23 protein-coding genes are annotated in these 23,368 nt (G+C 58.4%); 14 read left to right on the top strand and 9 right to left on the bottom strand.

Going from position 1 to position 23,368, the window contains the following annotated elements:
• Window positions 1-96 precede the first annotated feature (96 nt).
• Window positions 97-837 carry a DUF1223 domain-containing protein gene (locus HQN82_RS11355; RefSeq protein ID WP_035207945.1) on the top strand — a complete coding sequence of 247 codons (741 nt, stop codon included), beginning with the start codon at window positions 97-99 and terminating at the stop codon, window positions 835-837.
• A 388-nt stretch (window positions 838-1,225) separates the two neighbouring features.
• Window positions 1,226-1,618, top strand: coding sequence for a DUF2794 domain-containing protein (locus tag HQN82_RS11350; protein WP_004443903.1), 393 nt, complete (start codon window positions 1,226-1,228; stop codon window positions 1,616-1,618).
• Between the two features lie 115 nt (window positions 1,619-1,733).
• Here HQN82_RS11350 and HQN82_RS11345 read toward each other — a convergent pair whose 3' ends face one another.
• The 3 genes from HQN82_RS11345 to HQN82_RS11335 form a co-directional block, all read right to left on the bottom strand.
• Window positions 1,734-2,471, bottom strand: coding sequence for a Bax inhibitor-1/YccA family protein (locus tag HQN82_RS11345; protein ID WP_006698258.1), 738 nt, complete (start codon window positions 2,469-2,471; stop codon window positions 1,734-1,736).
• 218 nt (window positions 2,472-2,689) lie between these two features.
• A complete protein-coding gene (locus tag HQN82_RS11340; RefSeq protein WP_173614899.1) occupies window positions 2,690-5,251 on the bottom strand; it encodes an ABC transporter permease in 2,562 nt (853 codons plus the stop codon).
• On the bottom strand, window positions 5,248-5,958 hold the full coding sequence (locus HQN82_RS11335; protein ID WP_173614898.1) for an ABC transporter ATP-binding protein: 711 nt from the start codon (window positions 5,956-5,958) through the stop codon (window positions 5,248-5,250). The genes HQN82_RS11340 and HQN82_RS11335 overlap by 4 nt, the downstream gene beginning before the upstream one ends.
• 91 nt (window positions 5,959-6,049) lie before the next feature.
• Here HQN82_RS11335 and HQN82_RS11330 point away from each other — a divergent pair, with 91 nt between their 5' ends.
• Both HQN82_RS11330 and thpR read left to right on the top strand, forming a co-directional pair.
• The gene (locus HQN82_RS11330; protein ID WP_173614897.1) at window positions 6,050-6,700 is read left to right on the top strand and encodes an arylesterase; all 651 of its coding nucleotides are present in this window, start codon (window positions 6,050-6,052) and stop codon (window positions 6,698-6,700) included.
• Window positions 6,701-6,768: 68 nt separating this feature from the next.
• On the top strand, window positions 6,769-7,362 hold the full coding sequence (gene thpR / locus HQN82_RS11325; RefSeq protein ID WP_004443895.1) for an RNA 2',3'-cyclic phosphodiesterase: 594 nt from the start codon (window positions 6,769-6,771) through the stop codon (window positions 7,360-7,362).
• Here the strand turns inward: thpR and HQN82_RS11320 are convergent.
• Window positions 7,296-7,772, bottom strand: coding sequence for a low molecular weight protein-tyrosine-phosphatase (locus tag HQN82_RS11320; protein ID WP_112765636.1), 477 nt, complete (start codon window positions 7,770-7,772; stop codon window positions 7,296-7,298). The genes thpR and HQN82_RS11320 overlap by 67 nt on opposite strands.
• 58 nt (window positions 7,773-7,830) lie before the next feature.
• Here HQN82_RS11320 and HQN82_RS11315 point away from each other — a divergent pair, with 58 nt between their 5' ends.
• The 7 genes from HQN82_RS11315 (at window position 7,831) to HQN82_RS11285 (ending at window position 13,649) form a co-directional block, all read left to right on the top strand.
• Window positions 7,831-8,136 (top strand): 4a-hydroxytetrahydrobiopterin dehydratase, encoded by a 306-nt coding sequence (locus tag HQN82_RS11315; RefSeq protein ID WP_004443891.1) that lies wholly within the window; start codon window positions 7,831-7,833, stop codon window positions 8,134-8,136.
• A gap of 51 nt (window positions 8,137-8,187) precedes the next feature.
• Complete coding sequence (locus HQN82_RS11310; RefSeq protein ID WP_173614896.1) at window positions 8,188-8,568, top strand: YkvA family protein; 381 nt, start codon at window positions 8,188-8,190, stop codon at window positions 8,566-8,568.
• 296 nt (window positions 8,569-8,864) lie between these two features.
• On the top strand, window positions 8,865-9,368 hold the full coding sequence (locus HQN82_RS11305) for an invasion associated locus B family protein (RefSeq protein WP_003523183.1): 504 nt from the start codon (window positions 8,865-8,867) through the stop codon (window positions 9,366-9,368).
• Window positions 9,369-9,634: 266 nt separating this feature from the next.
• Window positions 9,635-10,807: a dual-specificity RNA methyltransferase RlmN gene (rlmN, locus tag HQN82_RS11300; protein WP_077987047.1), complete on the top strand. Its 1,173-nt coding sequence runs from the start codon at window positions 9,635-9,637 to the stop codon at window positions 10,805-10,807.
• A gap of 108 nt (window positions 10,808-10,915) precedes the next feature.
• Window positions 10,916-11,869 carry an ABC transporter substrate-binding protein gene (locus tag HQN82_RS11295; RefSeq protein ID WP_004443882.1) on the top strand — a complete coding sequence of 318 codons (954 nt, stop codon included), beginning with the start codon at window positions 10,916-10,918 and terminating at the stop codon, window positions 11,867-11,869.
• A gap of 107 nt (window positions 11,870-11,976) precedes the next feature.
• Entirely contained in the window at window positions 11,977-12,858 is an 882-nt protein-coding gene (locus HQN82_RS11290) for an ABC transporter permease (protein ID WP_004443879.1), read from the top strand.
• Window positions 12,855-13,649: an ABC transporter ATP-binding protein gene (locus HQN82_RS11285; protein ID WP_022556955.1), complete on the top strand. Its 795-nt coding sequence runs from the start codon at window positions 12,855-12,857 to the stop codon at window positions 13,647-13,649. The genes HQN82_RS11290 and HQN82_RS11285 overlap by 4 nt, the downstream gene beginning before the upstream one ends.
• Window positions 13,650-13,687: 38 nt before the next feature.
• Here the strand turns inward: HQN82_RS11285 and HQN82_RS11280 are convergent, their stop codons facing one another.
• Both HQN82_RS11280 and HQN82_RS11275 read right to left on the bottom strand, forming a co-directional pair.
• Window positions 13,688-14,335: a LysE family translocator gene (locus HQN82_RS11280; protein ID WP_045533363.1), complete on the bottom strand. Its 648-nt coding sequence runs from the start codon at window positions 14,333-14,335 to the stop codon at window positions 13,688-13,690.
• A gap of 143 nt (window positions 14,336-14,478) precedes the next feature.
• Complete coding sequence (locus HQN82_RS11275; protein ID WP_004443871.1) at window positions 14,479-15,333, bottom strand: SDR family NAD(P)-dependent oxidoreductase; 855 nt, start codon at window positions 15,331-15,333, stop codon at window positions 14,479-14,481.
• Window positions 15,334-15,646: 313 nt separating this feature from the next.
• Here HQN82_RS11275 and HQN82_RS11270 point away from each other — a divergent pair, with 313 nt between their 5' ends.
• Window positions 15,647-16,870, top strand: a complete 1,224-nt coding sequence (locus HQN82_RS11270; protein ID WP_045533551.1) for an argininosuccinate synthase — start codon at window positions 15,647-15,649, stop codon at window positions 16,868-16,870.
• A 54-nt stretch (window positions 16,871-16,924) separates the two neighbouring features.
• Here HQN82_RS11270 and HQN82_RS11265 read toward each other — a convergent pair whose 3' ends face one another.
• The 3 genes from HQN82_RS11265 to HQN82_RS11255 all read right to left on the bottom strand — a co-directional run bounded on the left by HQN82_RS11265 (window position 16,925) and on the right by HQN82_RS11255 (window position 19,145).
• Window positions 16,925-18,121 carry a multidrug effflux MFS transporter gene (locus tag HQN82_RS11265; RefSeq protein ID WP_173614895.1) on the bottom strand — a complete coding sequence of 399 codons (1,197 nt, stop codon included), beginning with the start codon at window positions 18,119-18,121 and terminating at the stop codon, window positions 16,925-16,927.
• 5 nt (window positions 18,122-18,126) lie between these two features.
• The gene (locus tag HQN82_RS11260) at window positions 18,127-18,585 is read right to left on the bottom strand and encodes a MarR family winged helix-turn-helix transcriptional regulator (protein WP_006698248.1); all 459 of its coding nucleotides are present in this window, start codon (window positions 18,583-18,585) and stop codon (window positions 18,127-18,129) included.
• Between the two features lie 134 nt (window positions 18,586-18,719).
• A complete protein-coding gene (locus tag HQN82_RS11255) occupies window positions 18,720-19,145 on the bottom strand; it encodes a hypothetical protein (RefSeq protein WP_037090200.1) in 426 nt (141 codons plus the stop codon).
• Between the two features lie 171 nt (window positions 19,146-19,316).
• On the opposite strand from HQN82_RS11255, the gene HQN82_RS11250 reads away from it, so the two are divergent.
• On the top strand, window positions 19,317-21,377 hold the full coding sequence (locus tag HQN82_RS11250; RefSeq protein ID WP_035207933.1) for a M3 family metallopeptidase: 2,061 nt from the start codon (window positions 19,317-19,319) through the stop codon (window positions 21,375-21,377).
• A gap of 150 nt (window positions 21,378-21,527) precedes the next feature.
• Window positions 21,528-23,351: a translational GTPase TypA gene (gene typA / locus HQN82_RS11245; RefSeq protein ID WP_004443860.1), complete on the top strand. Its 1,824-nt coding sequence runs from the start codon at window positions 21,528-21,530 to the stop codon at window positions 23,349-23,351.
• The last annotated feature ends 17 nt before the right edge of the window (window positions 23,352-23,368 follow it).

The raw sequence follows: 23,368 nt of genomic DNA, 5'->3' as shown, positions 1-23,368 counted from the left end.
CTATTGAAGGGCGTTAGACGTTATTTTCCGGTTTGCATCCCGGCGGGATTGATCGCATCAATTCGTCTGGATCTCTTCCGGACAAAGGTTTTTGTAATGCCGCTGAAATTCCCCCTGTCGATATGTCTTCTCGGCACGTTGCTCGTCACCTCCGCGCAGGCGCAGGAGGCGGTGAAGGGCGTCGTCGAATTGTTCACATCGCAGGGATGTGCATCCTGCCCCCCGGCGGATGAGGCCCTGCGCAAGATGATCCAGAAGGGCGACGTCGTCGGTCTCTCCTACCATGTCGATTATTGGAACTATCTCGGCTGGACGGATTCGCTCGCATCCAAGGAAAATACCGAACGGCAATACGGTTACATGCGTGCACTCGGCCGCAACGGGGTCTACACGCCGCAGGCCATTCTGAACGGCCGTGACCACGTCAAGGGAGCGGATGTGCGCGGGATTTATGACAGGCTCGACTCGTTCAAGCATGAGGGCAAGGGATTGAACGTGCCCGTCTCGTCAAAATTTGCGGGTGATGAGGTGGAGATCGATATCGGTGCCGGCAGCGGCAAGGCCGATGTCGTCGTCGCATATTTTACCCGGGAGCAGACCGTGGATGTGCAGAAGGGTGAAAATCAGGGGAAAAAAATGTCCTACTGGCACAGCGTTTATGACGTGCAGACGGTCGGCATGTGGGACGGTTCGCCGATGACGGTAAAGCTGCCGGCGAGCGTGGTGGCCAAGGTAAAAAAGGGCGGCTGCGCCGTGCTGTTGCAGACGGCGAATGCAAGCGGTGATCCCGCGGCAATTGTCGGCGCAAGTATTTTATTGGGGAACGAAACGCCATAATCGCCGATCTGGCGATTGAAGATCCGGTCCGGGCACTGGGGGCTGGGGGTAAAGGGTCAATGCACCGGACCGGGTCATCTTGGTGCCTAGGCATCAATTGACAATGCGACTATTCCACCCAATTCAGGCCATGGTTTGACCGAAATACGGCAGGCGCCCGTAAAATGGGTGCCTAAATGGTTACCGTTCTACCCTGCTCTTGCGCGGGACGGTTTGTCGGTGATGTTGGGGCAGATGCTCGTTGTCGCATTGTTTTTCTGCCTGCTGAGCTTTCTAAGCCGAGAAACCCCATCTGGTTCCTGTGAGCGCCGTAAGTCGACAACACTTGCAATTTCGAGCCGCCAAGCTCACATTGATCTGATGATTTGGGTGGAATCGGAGGTACTGGATGACCGATCAACCGGATGTGCAGCAGGCTCAAACCGCTTCACGCGACAGCTCCACCGTTATCGATCTCCGTGAATACAAGAAGAACAAGGATCCATTGCCGGTGACCTTTCACCGCCGCGAGCTGGATGCGATTTTGCGCATTTATGGCCGCATGGTGGGAGAAGGGGAGTGGCGGGATTACGCCATCGATCATCTGAAGGAAAAAGCGGTGTTTTCCGTCTTTAAACGGTCGGGAGAAATGCCGCTCTACAGGATCGAAAAGAACCCCAGGCTGGCGGCGAAGCAGGGAGCTTACAGCGTCGTGAATGTGGATGGCCGCATTCTGAAGCGCGGCCACGAGCTGCCGCAAGTCCTCAAGGTTTTCGACAAGGTTTTGAAACTTATCGAATGAGCTCCAGTAACGTCAGTCTCCTGCCTTGACGGACGATCAGGCGCATTGGGCGAAATGAGGTAATAAAAAAGGCGACCCTGAGGTCGCCTTTCTTTTTTCCGTAGGACCCAATCCCTTAGTCGTCGCGGTTCCCGAGGAACTGCAGGAGGAAGGTGAAGAGGTTGATGAAGTCGAGATAGAGCGTCAGCGCACCCATGATGGCCTTGCGGCCGGCGACGGCAACATCGTCAGCATCGAAATACATTTCCTTGATCTTCTGGGTGTCGTAGGCGGTCAGGCCTGCGAAGATCAGCACGCCAATCGCGGAAATCGCGAACTGCAGCGCGGAGGATGCAAGGAAAATGTTGACGATCGAAGCGATGATCAGACCGAACAGGCCCATGATCAAGAACGAACCCATGCCAGACAGGTCTTTCTTGGTCGTGTAACCGTAAAGCGAGAGCGCACCGAACGAGGCCGCGGTCACGAAGAAGGTCTGCACGATACTCTGGCCGGTGTAGACCAGGAAGATCGAGGAGAGCGAAACACCCATCAGCGCGGCGTAAACCCAGAAGGTCGTCTGCGCAGCGGAAACGCTCATGTTCTGGATGCGGAAGCTAAGGAAGAAGACCAGTGCCAGCGGAGCGAGCATCACGACCCAACGAAGCGGCGACGCGAAAAGCAGCTGCTGGACAGCCGGATTGGAAGCGGCGAGCGTATAAGTGCCGAACGCGGCAACGCCGGTGATGACCAGAGCCAGCGCCATAAGGTTGTAAACCTTGAGCATATAGGCGCGAAGACCTTCGTCGATCAGCGCACCAGACTGTGCACGCGTCTGCGCCATGCGGTTCTGGTAGTTATTAAAGTCAGCCATTGTTTCCTCTTTTGAGCTCCGTAATTGCTACGGTGTCGGGATACCTCCCGGGCGCCGCTGCGGAGCTTCAGCAAGCCTGCTCAAGAATATGATGGCAGAACGCGTTCGATACAAGGCCTTTTCCCGCCGAAAAGACACCGTATGCGCGAAAAGCGCTCACGTTTTGGCGATCATTACAAAGAATTAATCGTTAAAGTTAAGCGGCGCACAACCGATGATCATTCACCGGCCTGTCTGAGAACAGGCGCTGCCTTCTGCCCGAGAATCCGCCAGGTGCCGATGAGGCCGATGCCCACAGTCATCACAAGGGCGACGACGAGGGTTCCGATTGCCACATCCGGCAGGAAGCTGGAGGGTAGCTTCATGATGCGGGCGACCACGAACCATGCGGAGACACCGCCGGCGAAAAGCGCGAAGACGGCGGTGGCGAGACCGAGGATCATGTATTCATAGGAGAAGGCGCGTATGAGCAGGCTTCGCGTGCCGCCCAGCGTTTTCAGGATGACGGCGTCATGCGTACGGGCGCGATTGCCGGCCGCAAGCGCGCCGGCGAGAACCAGGACGGACGCAATGAGCGCAACGGCTGCTGCGGCGCGGATCGCGGTCGCGAGCTGGCCGACAAGCCGGTTGACGACGTCGAGCGCATCCTTCACGCGGACGCTGGTGATTGTGGGATAAGTATTGGTGACGGCGCGCAATATGCGGCCTTCGTCGGCCGCAGTTGCGGAAGGATCGGCAAGTGTTGCCAGCCAGGCATGGGGCGCGCCGCGGAAAGTATTGGGCGAAAACACCATGACGAAGTTGATCGACAGGGATTCCCATTCGACATTGCGCAGATTAGCGATCTTCGCCGTAATGCTGCGGCCAAGCACGTTGACGGTAACGCTGTCGCCGATCTTCAGGCCCAGATCACCCGCCTCTTTCGCTGCGAAGGAGACCAGTGGTTCGCCGCTATAATCCGGTGCCCACCAGGCGCCTTCCGTCAGCTTGGCATTTTCAGGAATGTTTTCGGAATAGGTGATGCCGCGGTCGCCACGCAGCACCCATCGCCCGGACGAGGGTACGTCCATTTTCGTCACGTCTTCTCCGTTGAGAGCGAGGATGCGGCCGCGCAGCATGGGCACTTCCGTCAGGGTGCCATGCGGCGCTTCCTGTTTGAGAAGATCGCGGAAGCCTTGCACTTCGCTGCCCTGAATATCGACGAAGAAGAAATTCGGCGCTTTCTCCGGCAGGCTGTCCGTTAGTTCGCGGCGCAGGTTGCCGTCGATCAGTGTCAGCGTCACGAGGAGGGTCAGGCCGAGGCCGAGAGAAAGAACCACCGAGGGGGTGAGTGCGCCCGGTCGGTGAATATTGCCGATCGCCAGTCTCAGCGCAGCCGAATGAACGCGCGGACTGCGCTTGGCGATGGCCTTTACGCCGGAGGCAACCAGCCGCAGCACTACGAAGGCAAAGGCAATGGCCGCGAGGAAGACCGAGGCTATGAAACGGTCTTCCGCCGAGAAGACAGCAAGGGCCGCAAGCGCCGCCAGAAGCACACCGGTCGCGGTCAGATAAGGCCAGGACGGCCAGCTTCCCTCCTCGAAACCCTGTTCGCGGAAGAGCGCCGTAGCCGGCACCTCGCGTGCCTGACCGAGTGGTACGATGGCGAAGGCGAGTGTCGTCAGGAGGCCGAACAGGGCGGCGAGACCGAGCGCGCCGGGATAGAAGGCAAGTTCTTCCGGCACTGGCAGCACGCCCTCCAGAAACCGCATGGCGATGAGTGGCGCAACGGCGCCGACCACAAGCCCGATGACAATGCCGACAGCCGCTATGAAGGCGATCTGGAAGAGATAGGTCATGGTGACCACGGAGGCCGGCGCACCCAGGCATTTCAGCGAGGCGATGGTGGTGCGCTTGGAATCCAGAAATGCGCGAACGGCGTTGGCGACGCCGACACCGCCGACGATCAGGGCAGTGAGGCCAACCAGCGTCAGAAACTGCGAGAACCTGTTGACGTTTTCGGTGAGCGACGGGGCAGCCCGGTCGCTGGTGCGGATCGACCAGCCGGCATCGGGAAACGCCTTGTTGGCTGCATCGGTCATTGCCGCCCGTGCTGCAGGGTCGTTCAGCTTGATCTTGTAGGCGTGTTCGACGAGACTGCCCGTCTGGACGAGACCAGAGGCGAAAAGGGCGTCGCGGCTGACCATCAGTCGAGGAGCAAAACCGAAACCATCAGATAGGGCATCCGGCTCATCGATCACGGTGCCGTTCAGTTTCAACGTCACATTACCGAGCAGAATCTCATCGCCGACCTTGATTCCGAGCCGTTCCAGCAGAAGCGGCGCGGCAATCGCGCCATAGGTGTCGCCATTTCCGGCCAGAAGCTCGCTCAGCGGCCGGTTCGGCTCGGCCACGAACGTTCCATAGAGCGGGTAGGAGCCGTCAACGGCCTTTACTTCCGTCAGGGTCTGTTCTGAGCCATTGGCGAGGCGCGCCATGGAGCGTAGACCGGTGGAAACCGCGACGGTGCCGAGACTATCGAGGTAAGCGCGCTCTTCTGCCGTCACTTCCCTGTTGCGCAGCTCAAAACGCACGTCGCCTGCCAGTATGGACTGCCCCTCCGTGGCGATGGCGCTGGTGACCGCGCGCGAGACGGAATTGACGGCGGCGATGGCGCCGGTTCCAAGCGCGATGCAGGCGAGGAAGATGTAAAAGCCCCGCAGGCCGCCGCGAATTTCGCGCCGCGCGAGCCTTGCGGCGTTTCTGACATTTGCAAAAGACGGAAGAAAGATTCCGGTCATGCGGATACCGCCCGAGCCATCTGTGAGCGGGCGCTGTCGCCCTCGATTTCGCCGGAGCGGACCTTGATCTGCCGTGAGCATCGGGCCGCCAGCGAGGGATCATGGGTAACGAGGATCATCGTCATGCCGCGCTCGGCCTGTTTGGCAAACAGAAGATCGGCGATCTGTTTGCCCGTGTCGGTATCGAGGTTGCCGGTCGGTTCATCGGCTATCAATACGGCTGGCGACGGGGCGAGTGCGCGGGCGATGGCCACACGCTGCTGCTCGCCGCCGGAAAGCTGGCCGGGATAATGATTGAGGCGCTCGCCGAGACCGACAGCGACCAGTTCACGCTCGGCGATTTCGAACGGGTTCGGAACGTTTGCCAATTCCAGCGGCACTGCGACATTTTCCAGTGCGGTCATGTTGGCGATGAGGTGGAAGGACTGAAAAACGATGCCAATGTTGCGGCCGCGGAAATCCGCGAGCGCGTCCTCACCGAGCTTGTGCAGCGGCGTATCCGCAATGATGATTTCGCCGCTGTCGAGCCTCTCGAGCCCGGCAAGCACCATCAGAAGTGTCGACTTTCCCGATCCGGAGGGGCCGACGATGCCAACCGCCTCGCTCTCTCTGATTGAGAGATCGATGTTCTTGAGAACGTGGACGGAGGCGGCGGCATTGCCGAGCGTGAGGTCGGCTTTCTTCAGCTCTATGATGCTTTTCGTCACAATTCTCGTTCCTATATAGGGTGATGAAAACGGTCTGGCGGTCGATGCGGTCAGTATTTCAGGCAATGGGAACCAAGTTAGGAAAGCCGTGATGAGATTTAAAGCTGCCCTGTTTCACTTCATCGTCATTTTCGCCACCGCCCTTTCCGCCACTGCTGGCTTCGCCCAGGAGCGGACATTGCAGCTGGTTGGCCTCGGCGACAGCCTGATGGCCGGTTATCAGCTTCCCCCGACTGACAGCTATACCGCACAGCTTGAAGCTGCATTAAAGGCCAGGGGTATCAATGTCGCCATCGCCAACGCAGGTGTGTCCGGTGACACTTCCTCAGGCGGTCTGGCGCGGGCGGAATGGTCTGTTCCCGATGGCACTGACGGCGTCATTCTGGAACTGGGCGCCAACGACGCCCTGCGGGGAATTCCGCCGGAACAGACCGAAAAGAACCTCGACACCATCATTTCCGGTTTTCAGAAGCGCAACATAGCCGTGTTGCTGGTCGGTATTATGGCGCCGCCAAATATGGGCGATGATTATGCAAAGCGCTTCAATCCGATATTCCCGAAGCTTGCGGAAAAATACAACCTGCCGCTTTATCCCTTCTTTCTGGATGGCGTGGTGACGGATGATGCGCTGAAGCTGGACGACAAGATGCACCCCAATACCAAGGGGGTGGTAGTGATGGTCGAAAAATCTTTGCCGGCTGTTGAAAGCTTCATCAAGACAATCGGTGCGCAAAAAAAATAAGCACTTGCGCCCGTCTGCATTGCGTGATTCGCTATGCTTGTTCTGCCAAGAGATTCGGGGAGCTCGCCATGCCGAGACTGTTTACCGCCCTCGAAATTCCGCGCAATGCGGCGATGAGCCTCTCGTTGTTGCGCGGTGGTCTGCCGGGAGCCCGGTGGATCGATGTGGAGAATTATCACATAACCCTGCGTTTTATCGGTGACATCGACGGTCGTACCGCCGATGAGGTCGTTGACAGGCTGGACCGGATAGACCGGCCGGAATTCCAGCTCAACCTCACCGGAATGGGCTCCTTCGGCTCCAAGAAGCCGCATTCCATCTGGGCTGGCGTTTCTCCCTCGCCCGAAATGCATGCGCTGCAGGCGGAAATCGAGAGAATCTGCCAAAGGATCGGTCTCCCGCCCGATCCGCGCAAGTTCATGCCCCACGTCACGCTGGCGCGGTTGCGCTCCTCCCGCGTGGACGATGTGGTGCAGTATCTTTCCGGACGCGGCAACTTCCGCACCTCACCCTTTACGGTCGGCCGCTTTGTGCTGATGTCGTCGAAGGAATCGGTGGGTGGCGGGCCCTATATCGTCGAAGAGGTGTTTCCGCTTCACGAGGCGCGGTCCAGCTCGATCTTTTCGAGCAGCGATCTGCATCCCGCCAAAAGCATGTTGTAAACTGTGAGGAATCCGTCCTCGGCCCCGTAATAGGGATCGGGGACGTTCTCGCGACGCCCGGCGGCATATTCCATGAAAAGATGGATTTTGTGCCGGTGCCTTTCGGAACTCAATCGCAGCAGGTTCGCCAGATTGTTTTCGTCCATGGCGAATACCAGATCGAAGGTCTCGAAATCCGCCGCAGTGACCTGTCTCGCCCGTTGAAGTGAAATATCGATACCGTGCCGGCGCGCCATGGCGATGGATCGCGGATCGGGCGTGTCACCCCTGTGCCATCCGCCGGTGCCGGCGGAATCGACGGTAAGCTGATGAAGCGCTGCGCTGTCGGCAAGGTTCCTCAAAATCCCTTCGGCCAACGGTGAGCGGCAGATATTGCCCATGCAGACGAAGAGAATAGCTGTATGTTTCATGGAATATGCGTCGATCCGGTCGTTGAAGCGTTAATGGGTTTAAAGCGGAGGCAAATTCATGAAATATCCCAGACTCGAGCCCGATGCCATCCGGCAGGCCCTGCAGAAACTGGAGGGTTGGTCCCTGCGCGAAGACGGGGCGGCGATCGTCCGTTCCTTCAAGTTTTCCAGCTTTGCGGAAGCCTTCGGTTTCATGGCTGAATCCGCACTCGTCGCAGAGAGGCTCAATCATCATCCCGAATGGTCCAACGTCTATTCGCGGGTCAAGGTATGCCTCACGACCCACGATTCGCAGGGTGTGACGGAGCGCGATTTTCTTCTGGCCGAGGCCATGCAGAAGGCCGCTGCCGGCCGAGGCAATTGAACGCTCCACCTTAAATCCCATATAATAGCCGTGACCGGAGGACCGTCGATCATGGATGATGTGAAAATCGGTGAAATTCTTCTGCCGGGTGAAACCGACAGGCAGCGTGAGCGCGAAGAGGTTGTTCGGACCAGGTTCTGGCCGAAGCTGAAACGTGTCATGTCGAAAGTGCCGTTTGCCCGCGATGCGGCCGCGGCCTATTATTGCGCGATCGATCGCGACACGCCGCTCCGCGCCAAGGGTATCATCCTCGCTGCGCTGGCTTATTTCATCATGCCTTTTGATGTCGTGCCGGACATGCTGGCCGTCGTCGGTTTTACTGATGACATAGCCGTCATTACCGCAGCGCTCGCGATGATCCGCGCCAATATCAAGATGGAACATTACGACGCGGCGGACGCCATGTTGAAGCGGCAGCAGGAAGCCGGGTAACGCCTCTGTGATCTGCCCGTTCGGGCGCGCCCGACGGGCGACAAATTCTTGCCTGAATTTATGTGTCATACACACGGAGGAAGGGTGTTGCATGCCCTTCTCTTCAGGGCGTCGGGAGTCGCCAATCTGTAACACTGCAAGACGTTTCCGGCATTTTATGCATGTTGTTGACGGTTTGGTAACCGCTTCCCGACCACAATGAGAAAAGACGATCCGCACCTGAACGTGGCCGATCCAGACTCTGGGCTCGCCGATGCTTCGGGCCAATGGAAGACAATAACCCGGCAGGAAATTCTATGTTTGTAAGAAGTGTAGCAACCGCAGCGGCCATTTTGCTGACCAGCGTCGGCGTAGCATCTGCACAGTCGCCCACGCGCATCCAGCAGTTCAATGCTTGGGGTGCCTATTCGTACAAATCGGGCAACAGCACCGTCTGCTACGTTCTGTCCATTCCCACCGCCAAGGAACCGGCGAGCGTCGACCACGGCGATATATTCTTCATCGTCTCCCAGCGCCCGGGCCAGAACATCTCCTACGAGCCGCAGGCCATGGTAGGTTATCCGCTGAAGCAGGGTTCGAAGGTCAATGTGACGATCGACAACAAGAATTTCGTCATGTTCACGAAGGACAAGGCCGCCTGGGTTGAAAACGCTGCGGAAGAACCGGCTCTCGTGGCTGCCATGAAGGGCGGCAAGTCCATGACCGTCAAGGCAGTTTCCGGCCGTGGCACCGCGACCTCCTATTCCTATTCGCTGTCGGGTATTTCGGCTGCTCTCAAGCAGATCGAGAGCTGCAAGTAACGCTGACCCTTCATCGCGTTTGACAATGGCCGGTCCTAGACCGGCCATTTGCGTTTTTGCCAGTTTGATGCTAAAGGCGCGGCAATATTGACAGGCGGATGCGCGAAAAGTGCTCCGCCTTTGATTTTCTCGACATGCAGACGATTTTCCGCCTTCCCGACAGGCCGGTCGTGCGACGCATGGAACGATGGGATAACGTGATGTCCGTAATGCAAGCTCCTGCCGGTCTGGCAGTCAAAACCCCGCTGATCGCCAATAGCGATCTCATGTCCGGCAAGCCGTCGCTGATCGGCATGACCCGTGAGGAGATGGGTGAGGCGCTCGCGGAAATCGGTGTGCCGCAAAAGCAGGTGAAGATGCGCGTCAGCCAGTTGTGGAACTGGCTTTATGTGCGCGGCGTTTCCGATTTCGACAATATGACCAATGTCGCCAAGGAGCTTCGCGAGAAGCTGAAGGCGGCCTTCACCATCGCTCGACCTGAAATCGTCGAGGAGCAGATCTCCAATGACGGCACCCGCAAATGGCTGATGCGTTTTCCGCCGCGGGGCGCTGGCCGTCCCGTCGAGATCGAAACGGTTTATATTCCGGAAGAAGGGCGCGGCACGCTGTGCATTTCGAGCCAGGTGGGCTGTTCGCTGACCTGTTCTTTCTGTCACACCGGCACGCAGCGTCTGGTGCGCAACCTGACGGCCGAGGAAATCCTCTCGCAGCTGTTGCTGGCGCGTGATCGGCTCGGTGACTTCCCCGATGGTTCGACGCCGGTTGGCGCTTATGTGCCGAGCGAAGGCCGCAAGGTCTCCAACATCGTGATGATGGGCATGGGCGAGCCGCTCTACAATTTCGAGCATGTAAAGACCGCGCTTCTGATCGCCACCGATGGCGATGGCCTGTCGCTTTCCAAGCGCCGCGTCACACTCTCCACCTCGGGTGTGGTGCCGGAAATCTTCCGCACCGGCGATGAGATCGGCGTCATGCTGGCGATTTCGCTGCATGCGGTGCGTGATGAGTTGCGCGACATGCTGGTGCCCATCAACAAGAAATATCCTCTGAAGGAACTGATCGAAGCCTGCCGCAGATATCCGGGCCTCTCCAACGCCCGGCGCATCACCTTCGAATATGTGATGCTCAAGGACGTCAATGACAGTCTGGAAGACGCCAAGATGCTGGTGCAGCTTCTGAAGGGCGTTCCGGCCAAGATCAACCTCATTCCGTTCAACCCGTGGCCGGGCACGAATTACCAGTGCTCGGACTGGGCGCAGATCGAGAAGTTCGCCGATTTCATCAATCAGGCAGGTTACGCCTCGCCGATCCGCACGCCGCGCGGCCGCGATATCCTAGCGGCCTGTGGCCAGCTGAAGTCGGAATCCGAGCGCATGCGCAAGACCGAAAGGCTGGCTTTCGAGGCGATGATGATCGCCAACCACGGCGCAGACGACTGAATAAGCCGGTTTTGCCTCATAAAGCTGGGTTTCCGGCGGTTCTCCGATTGATTTCGGCCTGTCTTGTTCCTAAGAAGACGAAAACAGGGAACCAACAGGAGGATATCCATGCGCGCATTCATTCTGGCTCTCGCCGCTGCGAGCGCCATCGTTCTGCCGGCGAAGGCTGAAACCGTCACCGTTGCTGTGACCGCTATTGTCGAACATCCGGCACTCGATGCCGCCCGCGATGGCGTGAAGGCTGCCCTTGCCGAAGCGGGCTACAAGGAAGGTGAGAACCTCAAGTTCCTTTACGAATCCGCGCAGGGCAATCCCGGCACCGCAGCACAGATCGCGCGCCAGTTCGTTGGCGAGGCACCTGCTGTCATCGTGCCGATTTCCACGCCGTCTGCCCAGGCCGTCGTTGCCGCCACGCGCGACATTCCGGTTGTCTTCACGGCGGTTTCCGATCCGGTCGGCGCACAGCTCGTCAAGGATATGCAGAAGCCGGGCCGTAACGTCACCGGCCTTTCCGACATGTTGCCGGTCGGCGAACATCTGGCGCTCATCAAGGAAATCTCGCCGAACGCCAAGTCCATCGGCTTCATCTACAATTCGGCCGAGGCAAACTCCGTTTCGACACTCGCTCTCTTGAAGACCGAGGCCGAGAAGGCGGGTCTCAAGGTCGTTGAATCCGTCGCCACCAAGTCGGCTGAGGTGCAGGGTGCGACCCGTGCGCTGGTCGGCAAGGCCGACGTGATCTACGTTCCGACTGACAACACCATCGTTTCGGCTTTCGAGGCTGCTGCCGGTGTTGCGTCTGAAGCCAAGATCCCGCTTTATGCCGCCGATACGGATTCCGTTGCTCGCGGTGCGGTTGCTGCCCTCGGCTTCAACTATTTCGACGTTGGCAAGCAGACCGGTGCCGTCGTTGTCCGCATCCTCAAGGGTGAAAAGCCGGGCGATATTCCGGCAACCGTTGCTGTTGGCACCGATCTCGTGATCAACAAGAAGGCCGCTGAAAAAGCAGGCGTCACCTTCCCCGAAAGCGTTACGAAGCGCGCTACCAAGGTCATCGACTGAACCGAAACCTGACTGAATAACGGGCGGCGGCAAACTCGCCGCCCGTTTTACGTGGCACGAGACGGTGCCCGTATCCGCCCGATGGCGGCAATAACAAGGACATTACCGTGAGCCAAATCGCCTTCTGGGGTGCCGTGGAGCTGGGACTGGTCTTCGCTTTCGTGGCGATCGGCGTTTACCTCGCTTTCCGGGTGCTTGATTTTCCTGACCTGACCGTGGACGGTTCGTTTCCGCTTGGCGCTGCCGTGGCAGCCGTGCTGATCATCGCCGGTCTGAATGCCTGGGTCGCGACGGCGATTGCGATGGTGGCCGGTGCGGCTGCCGGCATCGTGACCGCCACACTCAATGTGCGTTTCAAGATTCTGAACCTGCTTGCCTCGATCCTGACGATGATCGCACTGTTTTCGGTCAACCTGCGCGTGATGGGAAAGCCGAATGTCGCGCTGCTCAATCAGGACACGATGATATCGCCGTTTTACGGCCTCGGCCTTTCTGAATATCTGGTGCGGCCGCTCTTCGTCGGCGCTTTGGTGCTGATTGCTGTCATTCTCGTCTGGCGTTTCCTTGAAAGCGATGCGGGTCTTGCCATGCGCGCGACGGGTGCCAATGCGCGGATGGCGCGGGCGCAGGGCGTGAAGACCGGTAGCCAGATCTATCTTGGCATGGCGCTTTCAAATGCGCTTGTGGCTCTTGGTGGTGCGCTGTTTGCCCAGACCAATGGTTTTGCGGATGTGACTTCCGGTGTCGGCACCATTGTTGTCGGGCTTGCGGCCGTCATCATCGGTGAAACCCTGTTTGGCGCGCGCGGCATCCTGATCGCGCTGATCGGCTGTGTCTTCGGCTCCATCGCCTATCGTCTCGCCATCCAGCTTGCTCTGTCGAGTGATGTGTTGGGTCTCAAGGCGTCCGATCTCAATTTTGTAACGGCGGTACTGGTGGCCATCGCATTGATCCTGCCCCGACTGCGCCGCGGGGGAGCAACATCGTGATTTCGCTTTCCGACATCCAGGTCGTCTTCGGGCGCGGCACGCCGCTGCAGAAGCAGGCGCTGTCCAAGATAGACCTCACCATTGAGGATGGTTCGTTCGTCACGGTCATCGGTTCCAATGGTGCGGGCAAATCGACACTTCTCGGTGTTCTGGCCGGCGATGTGCTGCCCACGGCAGGCAGGGTGATGATCGGTGGCGCCGATGTTACCCGCAAGCCGACTGCCAGCCGGGCGGGGCGGGTGGCACGCGTGTTTCAGGACCCGCTGGCGGGCAGCTGCGGCGCGCTTACCATCGAGGAAAACCTCGCGCTGGCGGCATCACGTGGTGAACGTCGCGGTCTTCTGCCTGCGCTCGGACGTGGCCGGCGGGATTTTTTCAAGGAGCGTATCGCTTCGCTCAATCTCGGTCTGGAAAATCGTCTGAAGGACCGCATGGACCTTCTGTCGGGCGGCCAGAGGCAGGCGGTCTCGCTCGTCATGGCGACACTGTCAGGCTCGGACGTGCTTCTATTGGACGAACATACGGCAGCGCTCGATCCCGGCATGGCGGAATTCGTGATGGAATTGACCCGCAAGGTGGTATCGGAGCGCAAGCTGACGACGCTGATGGTCACCCATTCCATGCGTCAGGCGCTGGACTATGGCACGCGCACGATCATGCTGCATGCCGGTGAGATCGTGCTCGACGTTTCCGGTGACAGCCGCAAGGATCTTGAGGTGGAGGATCTGATCGACATGTTCCGCAAGATACGCGGCCAGAAGCTCGATGACGATGAGTTGCTGATTGGTTGATTCTAAAAAAGGCGCCGTAAGGCGCCTTTTGTTTGCCGTCAGCGGGCCTGCGTGAAGAAAATCTTCACGGCGAAAAGCGAAAAGACGCCGGCGATCGTATAATCCAGTCCGCGCAGAATTTTCCGGTTGCGTTGCAGCCAGGCGGAGAGAACATCTGCGGCGATCACGATGCCGATGCCGATCGGCAGTGCGACGATGATTGACCAGATGCCGAGGAAAATCAGCTTGCCGGTCACATGCGGATCGGATGCGCTGACGAATTGCGGCAGGAAGGTCATGAAGAAGATGATGATCTTCGGGTTCAGCAGGTTGACCCAGATGCCGTTCAGCAGGGCGGATTTGAGGGAGGCCTGCGCTTTTTCGCCGGTGCCTTTGACCATCACGAAATCCGAGCCCTTGCGGATCGCCTGAATGGCGAGCCAGACAAGATAAGCGGCTCCGCCGGTCTTCAGGATCATGAAAGCCGTCGGCGAGGCCACGATGAGGGCGGCGACACCGAAGGCGACCAGCATCGTGTGCACGGTGATGCCGATATTGGTTCCCACCAGGGTCATGAAGCCCGCCGCCCGGCCTTCGCGCAGGGAGCGGCTGATCCAGAGCGTCATGTCCGGACCCGGTGTTATCGCCAGGAGAAGGATGGCGATGGTGAAGGCGATCAGTGTTGGCAGGCTTGGAACGAAATCCATCGCGGTACCCGTAAAGCTGGAGACGGCCGTTGTTTAACGTGATTGCGGATTTCTGCCAATGTTTTTGAGTGGCGGCCCTAGCGCAGTGGTGGATTAAGCAGGGCGGGGCACCGCAATTTTCAGATCGCGGCGGCCCCTTGGCGTCAGTTCTTGAGAAAGCTGGTGAAGGCGGCGGAATATTCCGTGTGCCAGCGCGAGAGCGGCGGGCGGTTCTGGACGATATCATAGGCCGCCCAGAGAATGCGTTTCTCGTCCGTCGGGCGGTCAACCTCGCCATCCGGGCAGAGAATGTAGAAATCGCCCCGGCCAATGCTTTCGAGCATGAACTCGATGGTCTGTTCGCCGGTCCAGGCGCCTTCCGGTTTTTCCGTTCTGCCGTGGGCTGTAAGGCCTGTGAAGACGAAGCCGGGGATGAGGAGATGGGCGGAAACTCTACCATTTGGAACATTGCGCAACTCGTGTTGAAGCGCTTCCGTGAAGGTTTTGACGCCCGATTTCGAGACATTGTAGGCGGGATCGCCGGGAGGCGTGGTGATGCCCTGTTTCGAGCCGGTGTTGATGATGAGTGCCGGCTCACCATGGGCGATCATGCCCTGACCGAAGACACGGCTGCCATTCACAACGCCCATCAGATTGACGCTGATAATCTTTTCCCAGTTGGCCTGGGGACCGAAAATGGCGCTGCCAGGCTGGATGCCGGCATTGTTCATGAGGACGTGAACGCGCCCGAAACGCTGAATTACGGCGCGTTCCAGCGCCTCCAGCTCATCGAGTTTCGAGACGTCGGTTGGGATCGCAACGATTTGCGCCTCGCCGTCCCGGGCAAGTGCCAGAACGTCCGCATGCGCGGCGGCGAGTTTCTCGCCATCGAGATCGACGAGCACGACACTCATGCCGAAACCGGCGAATTTGCGGGCGGCGGCGAGTCCGATGCCAGAGGCCGCACCTGTTATGACGGCGACATTATCTTCCTTGAATGCGGGGTGGATGGTCGTCATAGGTTTCTCCTTCGCGTCGTTTCTGCTGTTTCCAGCGGTTTGCAACGTTGCCTGAACCTGAGTGGCTTCATTCACGGTTTTCAAGTCGATCGCGCCGCTTCATCATAAAGCGCGAATTTTCTAAATGCATGTGACAACGGCTTCGTTCCCCTCGGTGTAGCTGTCGTCACGTGCGTCACGCGTGTCCATCAATTGTTTTGTCGCTTATCTCACGGAAAAGCGCTTCACACATTTCGGGTTGCACTGTAAAAGTGCCGAAATCCCAAGGAAATGGCGGTGTCCCGATGCCGTCATCATGCAGATGGACATCACTATGGCACTCCCGAAAGACGTTAAGAAAGTCGTTCTCGCCTATTCCGGCGGCCTCGACACCTCGATCATTCTGAAATGGCTTCAGACGGAACTCGGCGCTGAGGTCGTTACCTTCACCGCCGATCTCGGCCAGGGCGAAGAGCTTGAGCCGGCACGCAAGAAGGCCGAGATGCTGGGCATCAAGGAAATTTTCATCGAGGACGTCCGTGAAGAGTTCGTGCGCGAATTCGTGTTTCCGATGTTCCGCGCCAACGCCGTCTACGAAGGCGTCTATCTGCTCGGCACCTCCATTGCCCGGCCGCTGATTTCCAAGCACCTGATTGAAATCGCCAGGAAGACCGGCGCCGACGCCATCGCCCATGGTGCGACCGGCAAAGGCAACGACCAGGTCCGTTTCGAGCTTTCGGCCTATGCGCTGAACCCTGACATCAAGATCATCGCCCCGTGGCGCGACTGGACGTTCAAGAGCCGTACCGACCTCCTGAACTTTGCCGAACAGCACCAGATTCCGGTTGCCAAGGACAAGAAGGGCGAAGCGCCGTTCTCCGTCGACGCCAACCTGCTGCACTCCTCTTCCGAGGGCAAGGTTCTGGAAGACCCGGCGGTGGAAGCTCCTGAATATGTGCATATGCGCACGATCTCCCCGGAAGCCGCTCCCGACAAGGCAACCGTCATCAAGGTTGGTTTCCGAAAGGGTGATGCCTGCTCGATCAATGGTGTCGAGATGTCGCCTGCGACGCTTCTTGCCACGCTCAACAATTATGGCCGTGAAAACGGCATCGGACGTCTCGATCTGGTCGAGAATCGCTTCGTCGGCATGAAGTCGCGCGGCGTTTACGAAACGCCCGGCGGTACCATCCTTCTTGCCGCGCATCGCGCCATCGAGTCCATCACGCTCGACCGGGGTGCTGCGCATCTGAAGGACGAGCTGATGCCGCGCTACGCCGAGTTGATCTATTACGGCTTCTGGTTCTCGCCGGAGCGCGAAATGCTGCAGGCCCTGATCGACAAGAGCCAGGAGCATGTGGAAGGCGAAGTGACGCTGAAGCTCTATAAGGGCAACGTCATGGTAACCGGCCGCGAGAGTGCCAAGTCGCTCTACTCCGACGCGCTGGTGACCTTTGAGGACGACCACGGCGCTTATGACCAGAAGGATGCGGCAGGCTTCATCAAGCTCAATGCGCTGCGTCTTCGCACGTTGGCAAAGCGCAATCTCAGCAAGTAATTCTGTTCTTGAAAAAATAACGAAACCCGCTGGTGGTGACACCGGCGGGTTTTTTCATGTCGCTCTTCTGGAGACGATGCGGAAGCCGATGTAGCTGGCAACGGCTGTGAATTCCATCATGGGAATGATGACGCCGAAGCCGGTCAAAGGTGAACCGATGAGGGAGGCTGCAGCACCGCCGGCGAAGCCCGATCCCATCTGGATAAATCCCATCATGGCCGATGCCGAACCGGCGATATGCGGGAAGGGAGCAAGCGCTGCTGTCACCATCGAAGGGGTCAGCAGGGCGATGCCGACAGTCGCGACTGCAACGGGCCCCATGATCGAAAGGAACGATGGCGGCATCAGGAAAAATGACAATAAAATAAGGAGGCCGCCGGTTCCGGAAAAACAGAGGCCGATCACGACCGAGCGCCGGTCTCCCAGTCGGGGGGCGATGTAACGCAGGGCAATCGAGCCGAAGAAGTAGGCGCCTGTCTGCATCAGCATGCCGATGCCGAAGGCGGTGGGTGTCATGCCGACCTCGTTGATAAGGATGAAAGTCAGCATTGTGGCCTGCGCATAAAGCGCGCCGATGGAACCACCAAGCACCAATGCAGCCAGAAGGAAACGTGGCGCGCTGAGCAGCGTGCCATAGGCCGACAGGAGCCGCCTGGGCCGGATCAGACTCCTGTCCGGAACCGTTGTTTCCCGCAAAAAAATCACGACGGATAAAATGGCGATGGCTCCGAGGCCGACCATCAGAAAAAACACGGATTTCCAGCCGAAAGCCGCGAGTGAAAGTCCACCGATCGTCGGTCCGAGGGCGGGACCGACCGCCAGCATGATACCAATGAGATTCATGATGCTGGAGGCTTCGGCGCCGGTAAACTGGTCGCGCACCACGGCACGCGCCACCGTCATACCGACCGAAGCACCGATGCCCTGAACCAGCCGGGCGAAAAGCAGCACTTCGATCGTCGGCGCGGAAATGGCCACCAGGCCGCCGCCCAGAAAGATCAGGAGGAAGACGATGCTTGCCTTTCGCCGACCGAAGGCATCCGATGCCGGCCCGGCGAGCAGTTGCGCCAGCGCGAACCCGGCAAAATAGAGGGACAGGCTGAGCTTGACGGCGGACTGGTCAGTGGCAAAAACCCGCGTCAGTTCCGGCATGGCGGGTGTGTAAATCGCCATGGATATGGGCGCAAGCGCCGTCAAAAACGCACCAAGCATCGCCGTGCGTTTCGTGGACATGATCGGTTTTGGCGACATGGTGATCAGCCGTTCTGCCCCGGTTGTTCCGGCTGCAGATTGTCACGAAGGGTTTGCAGAAAGTGGCGGAACAGCGCCACCTCCTCGTCATTCAGGCCCTGGGTAGCGTGGCGGACGAGTTCATCTATTTCCTGCCGGACGGCTTCCAGCATGTCGGCTGAGGATTTGGTCAGCACAATACGCTTGGAGCGTCTGTCCTGCGGGTCCTGCTGCCGCTCGATGAGATCGAGAGACTGCAACTTATCAAGATAGGCGCAGATCGTCATGGGTTCTATTCCGAGGCGAGCGGCGATGTCCGACTGTTTGCTGCCGTCAACGACAGCGACCGTCAGCAATGCGCGCGCCTCGCCGGGGGTCAGGCCCAGTCCGGCCTCGGATATACGGCGCTCAAAAGCACTGTTCAGCAGGCGTGCACCGCTGTTCAGCAGAAATGCCAATGAATCTTTTTCGCGTTTCGTGCCCATGCTTCGCCTTTTCGTAAGTCAGCCTTACTAAAATCCGGGCGATAATCAATGGTACACAAATCATATTACCGAAAATCGAGTAAACTATATGTCACTTCCATTGCGGTGTGCCCCGCAACGCGGTTCAGGGGCCGTCACGCCAAAGCAAAAAAAGACAGAACGTCCTGCATTTTTTCAACCTCGTCTGCGGTGCCGATGGAACGGGCAATTTCAGCTCGGTCGGAAAAATAGGTCAGGAAGTCGAATTCCGTGTCCTCGGTCACATCAGCTATGTCGATGACCTCACCGCTGGCACTAAGGGTTTGTGCCGGAAGTTCGGACGAAAGTTCAAAAAGGGTGTCCTGGCTGATTTTTCCCGCATGGTAATAATCTCGGGCGATTTCGCGCAGGTCGCGCGGGCTGATGCGGGTAAAATCTATCCCTCTTACCGTCTCTTCAAAGCCTGAGGCTGCATCGGATTTTCCGGCCTTGCCGAAATCGGCAATGCCCACGGATCTTGCGTTTCTGGAATTGTCCCTGAAAAGGAAATTATTAGAGGCCCTTAAAGAATAAATCTCCATAATACATATCTCCGTCATGGGATATTATTTAAAGAAGCAGACCATGATGTCGTCATATCGGTCAATACTTGGCAATGAAGGCGAGTGCGTATTCCACACCAAATTCCGATATTGAATTGGCGGCGGCGGCGTGCCCATATGGCTAAACCGGAATTGTACGAGGAACATGAAATGCCATCTGAGACCGCGCTTTATCCCGCACTCGTTCACTGGAACGGTCACAATGGTCTGCCAAAATTCGATGCAGTCAGGGATGAGGATTTCGCTCCGGCCTTTGACGCCGCACTTGGTTCCCATGAGCAGGAGATCGATGCGATCGCAGCCAATGTCGAGGCGCCGACATTTGTAAACACTGTAACTGCGCTTGAGGTCGCGGGTGACGATCTTTCACGCATTTCGGCGCTGTTCTGGAACAGGGCAGGAGCGAACACCAATGGCGTGATCCAGGCGCTGGAGCGGGAGATTGCTCCGAAAATGTCGCGGCACTATTCTAAGATCGGCATGAACGAGTCTCTGTTCAAGCGCATCGATACCTTGTGGGAAAAACGCGAGACGCTTGGGCTGACAAGTGAGGAAAACCGTGTTCTCGAACGGCACTGGAAGGGTTTCGTGCGCTCCGGCGCGAAATTGCCGAAAGACCGGCAGGAGAGGCTGGCGGCGATCAATGAGGAGCTGGCCGGTCTCGGTGCAAAGTTCGGGCAGAACGTGCTGGCGGATGAAAAGAACTGGAAGCTCTTGCTTTCCACGGAAGAGGAACTTGCCGGCATTCCCGGTTTTCTGCGCGACGCAATGGCGGGTGCGGCCCGGGAGCATGGCGAGGATGGCAAGTTCGCCGTCACCCTTTCCCGTTCCATCATCGAGCCCTTCCTGACCTTTTCCGAACGTCGAGACCTGCGCGAACAGGCCTTCAGGGCATGGGTGGCGCGCGGTGAAAACGGCGGCGAGACCGACAACCGCGAGATCGTCCGCCGCACGCTTGAACTGCGCGAAGAGAAGGCGAAGCTTCTCGGTTATGTGAATTTCGCCGCCTACAAGCTTGACGACACGATGGCAAAGACGCCCGATGCTGTGAACGGCCTTCTGGGGCAGGTCTGGGAAAAGGCCGTTCGCCGCGCGGGTGAGGAGGAGGCTGAGCTTGCCGCCATCATCGCCGCGGAGGGCAAAAACCACGACGTTCTGCCATGGGACTGGCGACATTACGCCGAAAAGCTCCGCGCTCAGAAATTCAATTTCTCCGAGGCGGAACTGAAACCTTATCTGCAGCTGGAAAAGATCATTGAAGCCTGCTTCGATGTGGCCGGGCGGCTGTTTGGAATTCGTGCCGTCGAGGTCAAGGGTGTCGCCGCCTATCACCCGGACGTCCGGATTTTCGAGATCCGCGACGACCAGGGCGATCTGAAGGCCATGTTCCTCGGCGATTATTTCGCGCGGCCCTCCAAGCGATCAGGCGCATGGATGAGTTCGTTCCAATCGCAGCACAAGTTGCCGCTGAAAAATGGTACGGTCGGAGAAATCCCGATCATCTATAATGTCTGCAACTTCGCCAAACCGGCCGAAGGTAAGCCCGCGCTTCTTTCGCTTGACGATGCGCGTACACTCTTCCACGAATTCGGCCACGCGCTGCATGGCATGTTGTCCGATGTCACCTACCCCTCGGTGTCGGGAACGGGCGTATCGCGCGATTTCGTCGAATTGCCCTCGCAGCTTTACGAGCACTGGCTGACTGTGCCGGAAATCCTGGAAAAATACGCCCTGCATTATGAAACTGGTGCGGCAATGCCGAAGGCGCTGCTGGACAAGGTTCTGGCCGCACAGACCTTCAATGCCGGCTTCAGCACGGTGGAGTTTACCTCTTCGGCGATTGTCGACATGGCGTTCCATACGCGCGACAGCGTCGACGACCCGATGGCCGTGCAGGGTGAGGTTCTTTCAACGCTCAACATGCCTAAATCCATCGTCATGCGCCATGCGACACCGCATTTTCAGCACGTTTTCTCCGGCGACGGTTATTCCGCTGGATATTATTCTTACATGTGGTCGGAAGTGCTGGATGCCGATGCCTTTTCCGCCTTCGAGGAAACCGGCAATGCCTTCGATAGCGATATGGCGCGGCGGCTGAAGGACAACATCTACTCCGTCGGTGGTTCCGTGGATCCCGAGGAAGCCTATCTCGCCTTCCGCGGCAAGATGCCGAGCCCGGACGCGATGCTTTCGAAGCGCGGTCTCCTATAAGAGACTGTCATATTTCTGAGCTAGAAGCTGAGCGCAGGGGGCTTATGACATGAGCCCCCCTTTCGCATTTGCAAAAAAAAGGTTATGAGCGCGCCAAACTAAATTGGCGTTTCTCATCAGTATAGCGCCCAACCTCAGAGATTTTGAACAATGGCACTTCGCAACATCGCGATCATCGCGCACGTTGACCATGGAAAAACGACGCTTGTTGACGAGCTTCTGAAGCAATCCGGTTCGTTCCGTGAAAACCAGCGCGTGATGGAACGCGTGATGGATTCCAACGACATCGAAAAAGAGCGCGGCATCACCATTCTCGCCAAGGCGACCTCGATCGAGTGGAAAGATACCCGCATCAACATCGTCGACACCCCCGGCCACGCCGACTTCGGCGGTGAAGTCGAGCGTATCCTGTCGATGGTGGATGGCGCCATCGTTCTCGTTGACGCTGCCGAAGGCCCTATGCCGCAGACGAAGTTCGTGGTTGGCAAGGCGCTGAAGGTCGGCCTTCGCCCGATCGTCGCCATCAACAAGATCGACCGTCCGGATGCCCGCCATGAGGAAGTCGTCAACGAAGTCTTCGACCTTTTCGCGGCTCTGGATGCAACCGACGAGCAGCTTGACTTCCCGATCCTCTACGGCTCGGGCCGTTCCGGCTGGATGAACGTCAATCCGGAAGGCCCGACTGATGAAGGTCTTGCGCCGCTCCTCGATCTCGTCGTCAAGCACGTGCCGGAGCCCAAGGTCGAAGAAGGTCCGTTCCGCATGATCGGCACGATCCTCGAAGCCAACAACTTCCTCGGCCGCATCATCACCGGCCGTATCGCTTCCGGTTCGATCAAGCCGAACCAGGCGGTCAAGGTTCTCGGCCAGGATGGCAAGCTGATTGAAAACGGCCGCATCTCCAAGATTCTTGCTTTCCGTGGCATCGAGCGCACCTCGATCGAAGAAGCCCATGCAGGCGACATCGTCGCCATCGCAGGTCTCTCCAAGGGCACCGTCGCCGACACCTTCTGTGACCCTGCCGTCATGGAGCCGATGCAGGCGCAGCCGATCGATCCGCCAACCGTTACCATGTCCTTCATCGTCAACGATTCGCCGCTCGCCGGCACCGAAGGCGACAAGGTGACGAGCCGCGTCATCCGCGACCGTCTGTTCAAGGAGGCCGAAGGTAACGTTGCGCTGAAGATCGAAGAATCCGCCGACAAGGATTCCTTCTTCGTATCTGGCCGTGGCGAATTGCAGCTGGCGGTTCTGATCGAAAACATGCGCCGCGAAGGTTTTGAGCTTGCCGTTTCGCGTCCGCGCGTCGTCATGCACAAGGATGAGAACGGCCAGCTGATGGAGCCGGTCGAAGAAGTTGTCATCGACGTGGATGAGGAGCATTCCGGCGTCGTCGTGCAGAAGATGTCCGAGCGCAAGGCCGAAATGGTCGAGCTTCGCCCCTCCGGCGGCAACCGCGTCCGTCTGGTGTTCTTCGCGCCGACCCGTGGTCTGATCGGTTACCAGTCGGAACTCCTGACCGACACGCGCGGTACGGCCGTCATGAACCGCCTGTTCCACGACTACCAGCCTTACAAGGGCGAGATCGGCGGTCGCGTCAACGGCGTTCTGCTGTCGAACGAGTCGGGCGAAGCTGTTGCCTATGCTCTGTTCAACCTCGAAGATCGCGGCCCGATGATCATCGATGCCGGTGAGAAGGTTTATGCAGGCATGATCATCGGCATTCACAGCCGTGACAACGACCTCGACGTGAACGTGCTGAAGGGCAAGAAGCTCACCAACATCCGCGCCGCCGGCAAGGATGAAGCCGTGAAGCTCACCCCCCCGATCAAGTTCACGCTGGAGCGCGCACTTTCCTGGATTCAGGATGACGAACTCGTTGAAGTCACGCCGAAGTCTATCCGTCTTCGCAAGCTCTATCTCGATCCGAATGACCGCAAGCGTTTCGAAAAGGCAAAGCTTGCTGCCAGCTGATCGGTTCGATCCCTGTT

Origin of the sequence: Agrobacterium pusense, assembly GCF_013285525.1 — a bacterium.
Taxonomy (GTDB): domain Bacteria; phylum Pseudomonadota; class Alphaproteobacteria; order Rhizobiales; family Rhizobiaceae; genus Agrobacterium; species Agrobacterium pusense.
The sequence above is the reverse complement of the archived record's forward strand: the minus strand, read 5'-3'. Positions and strand labels throughout refer to the sequence as shown.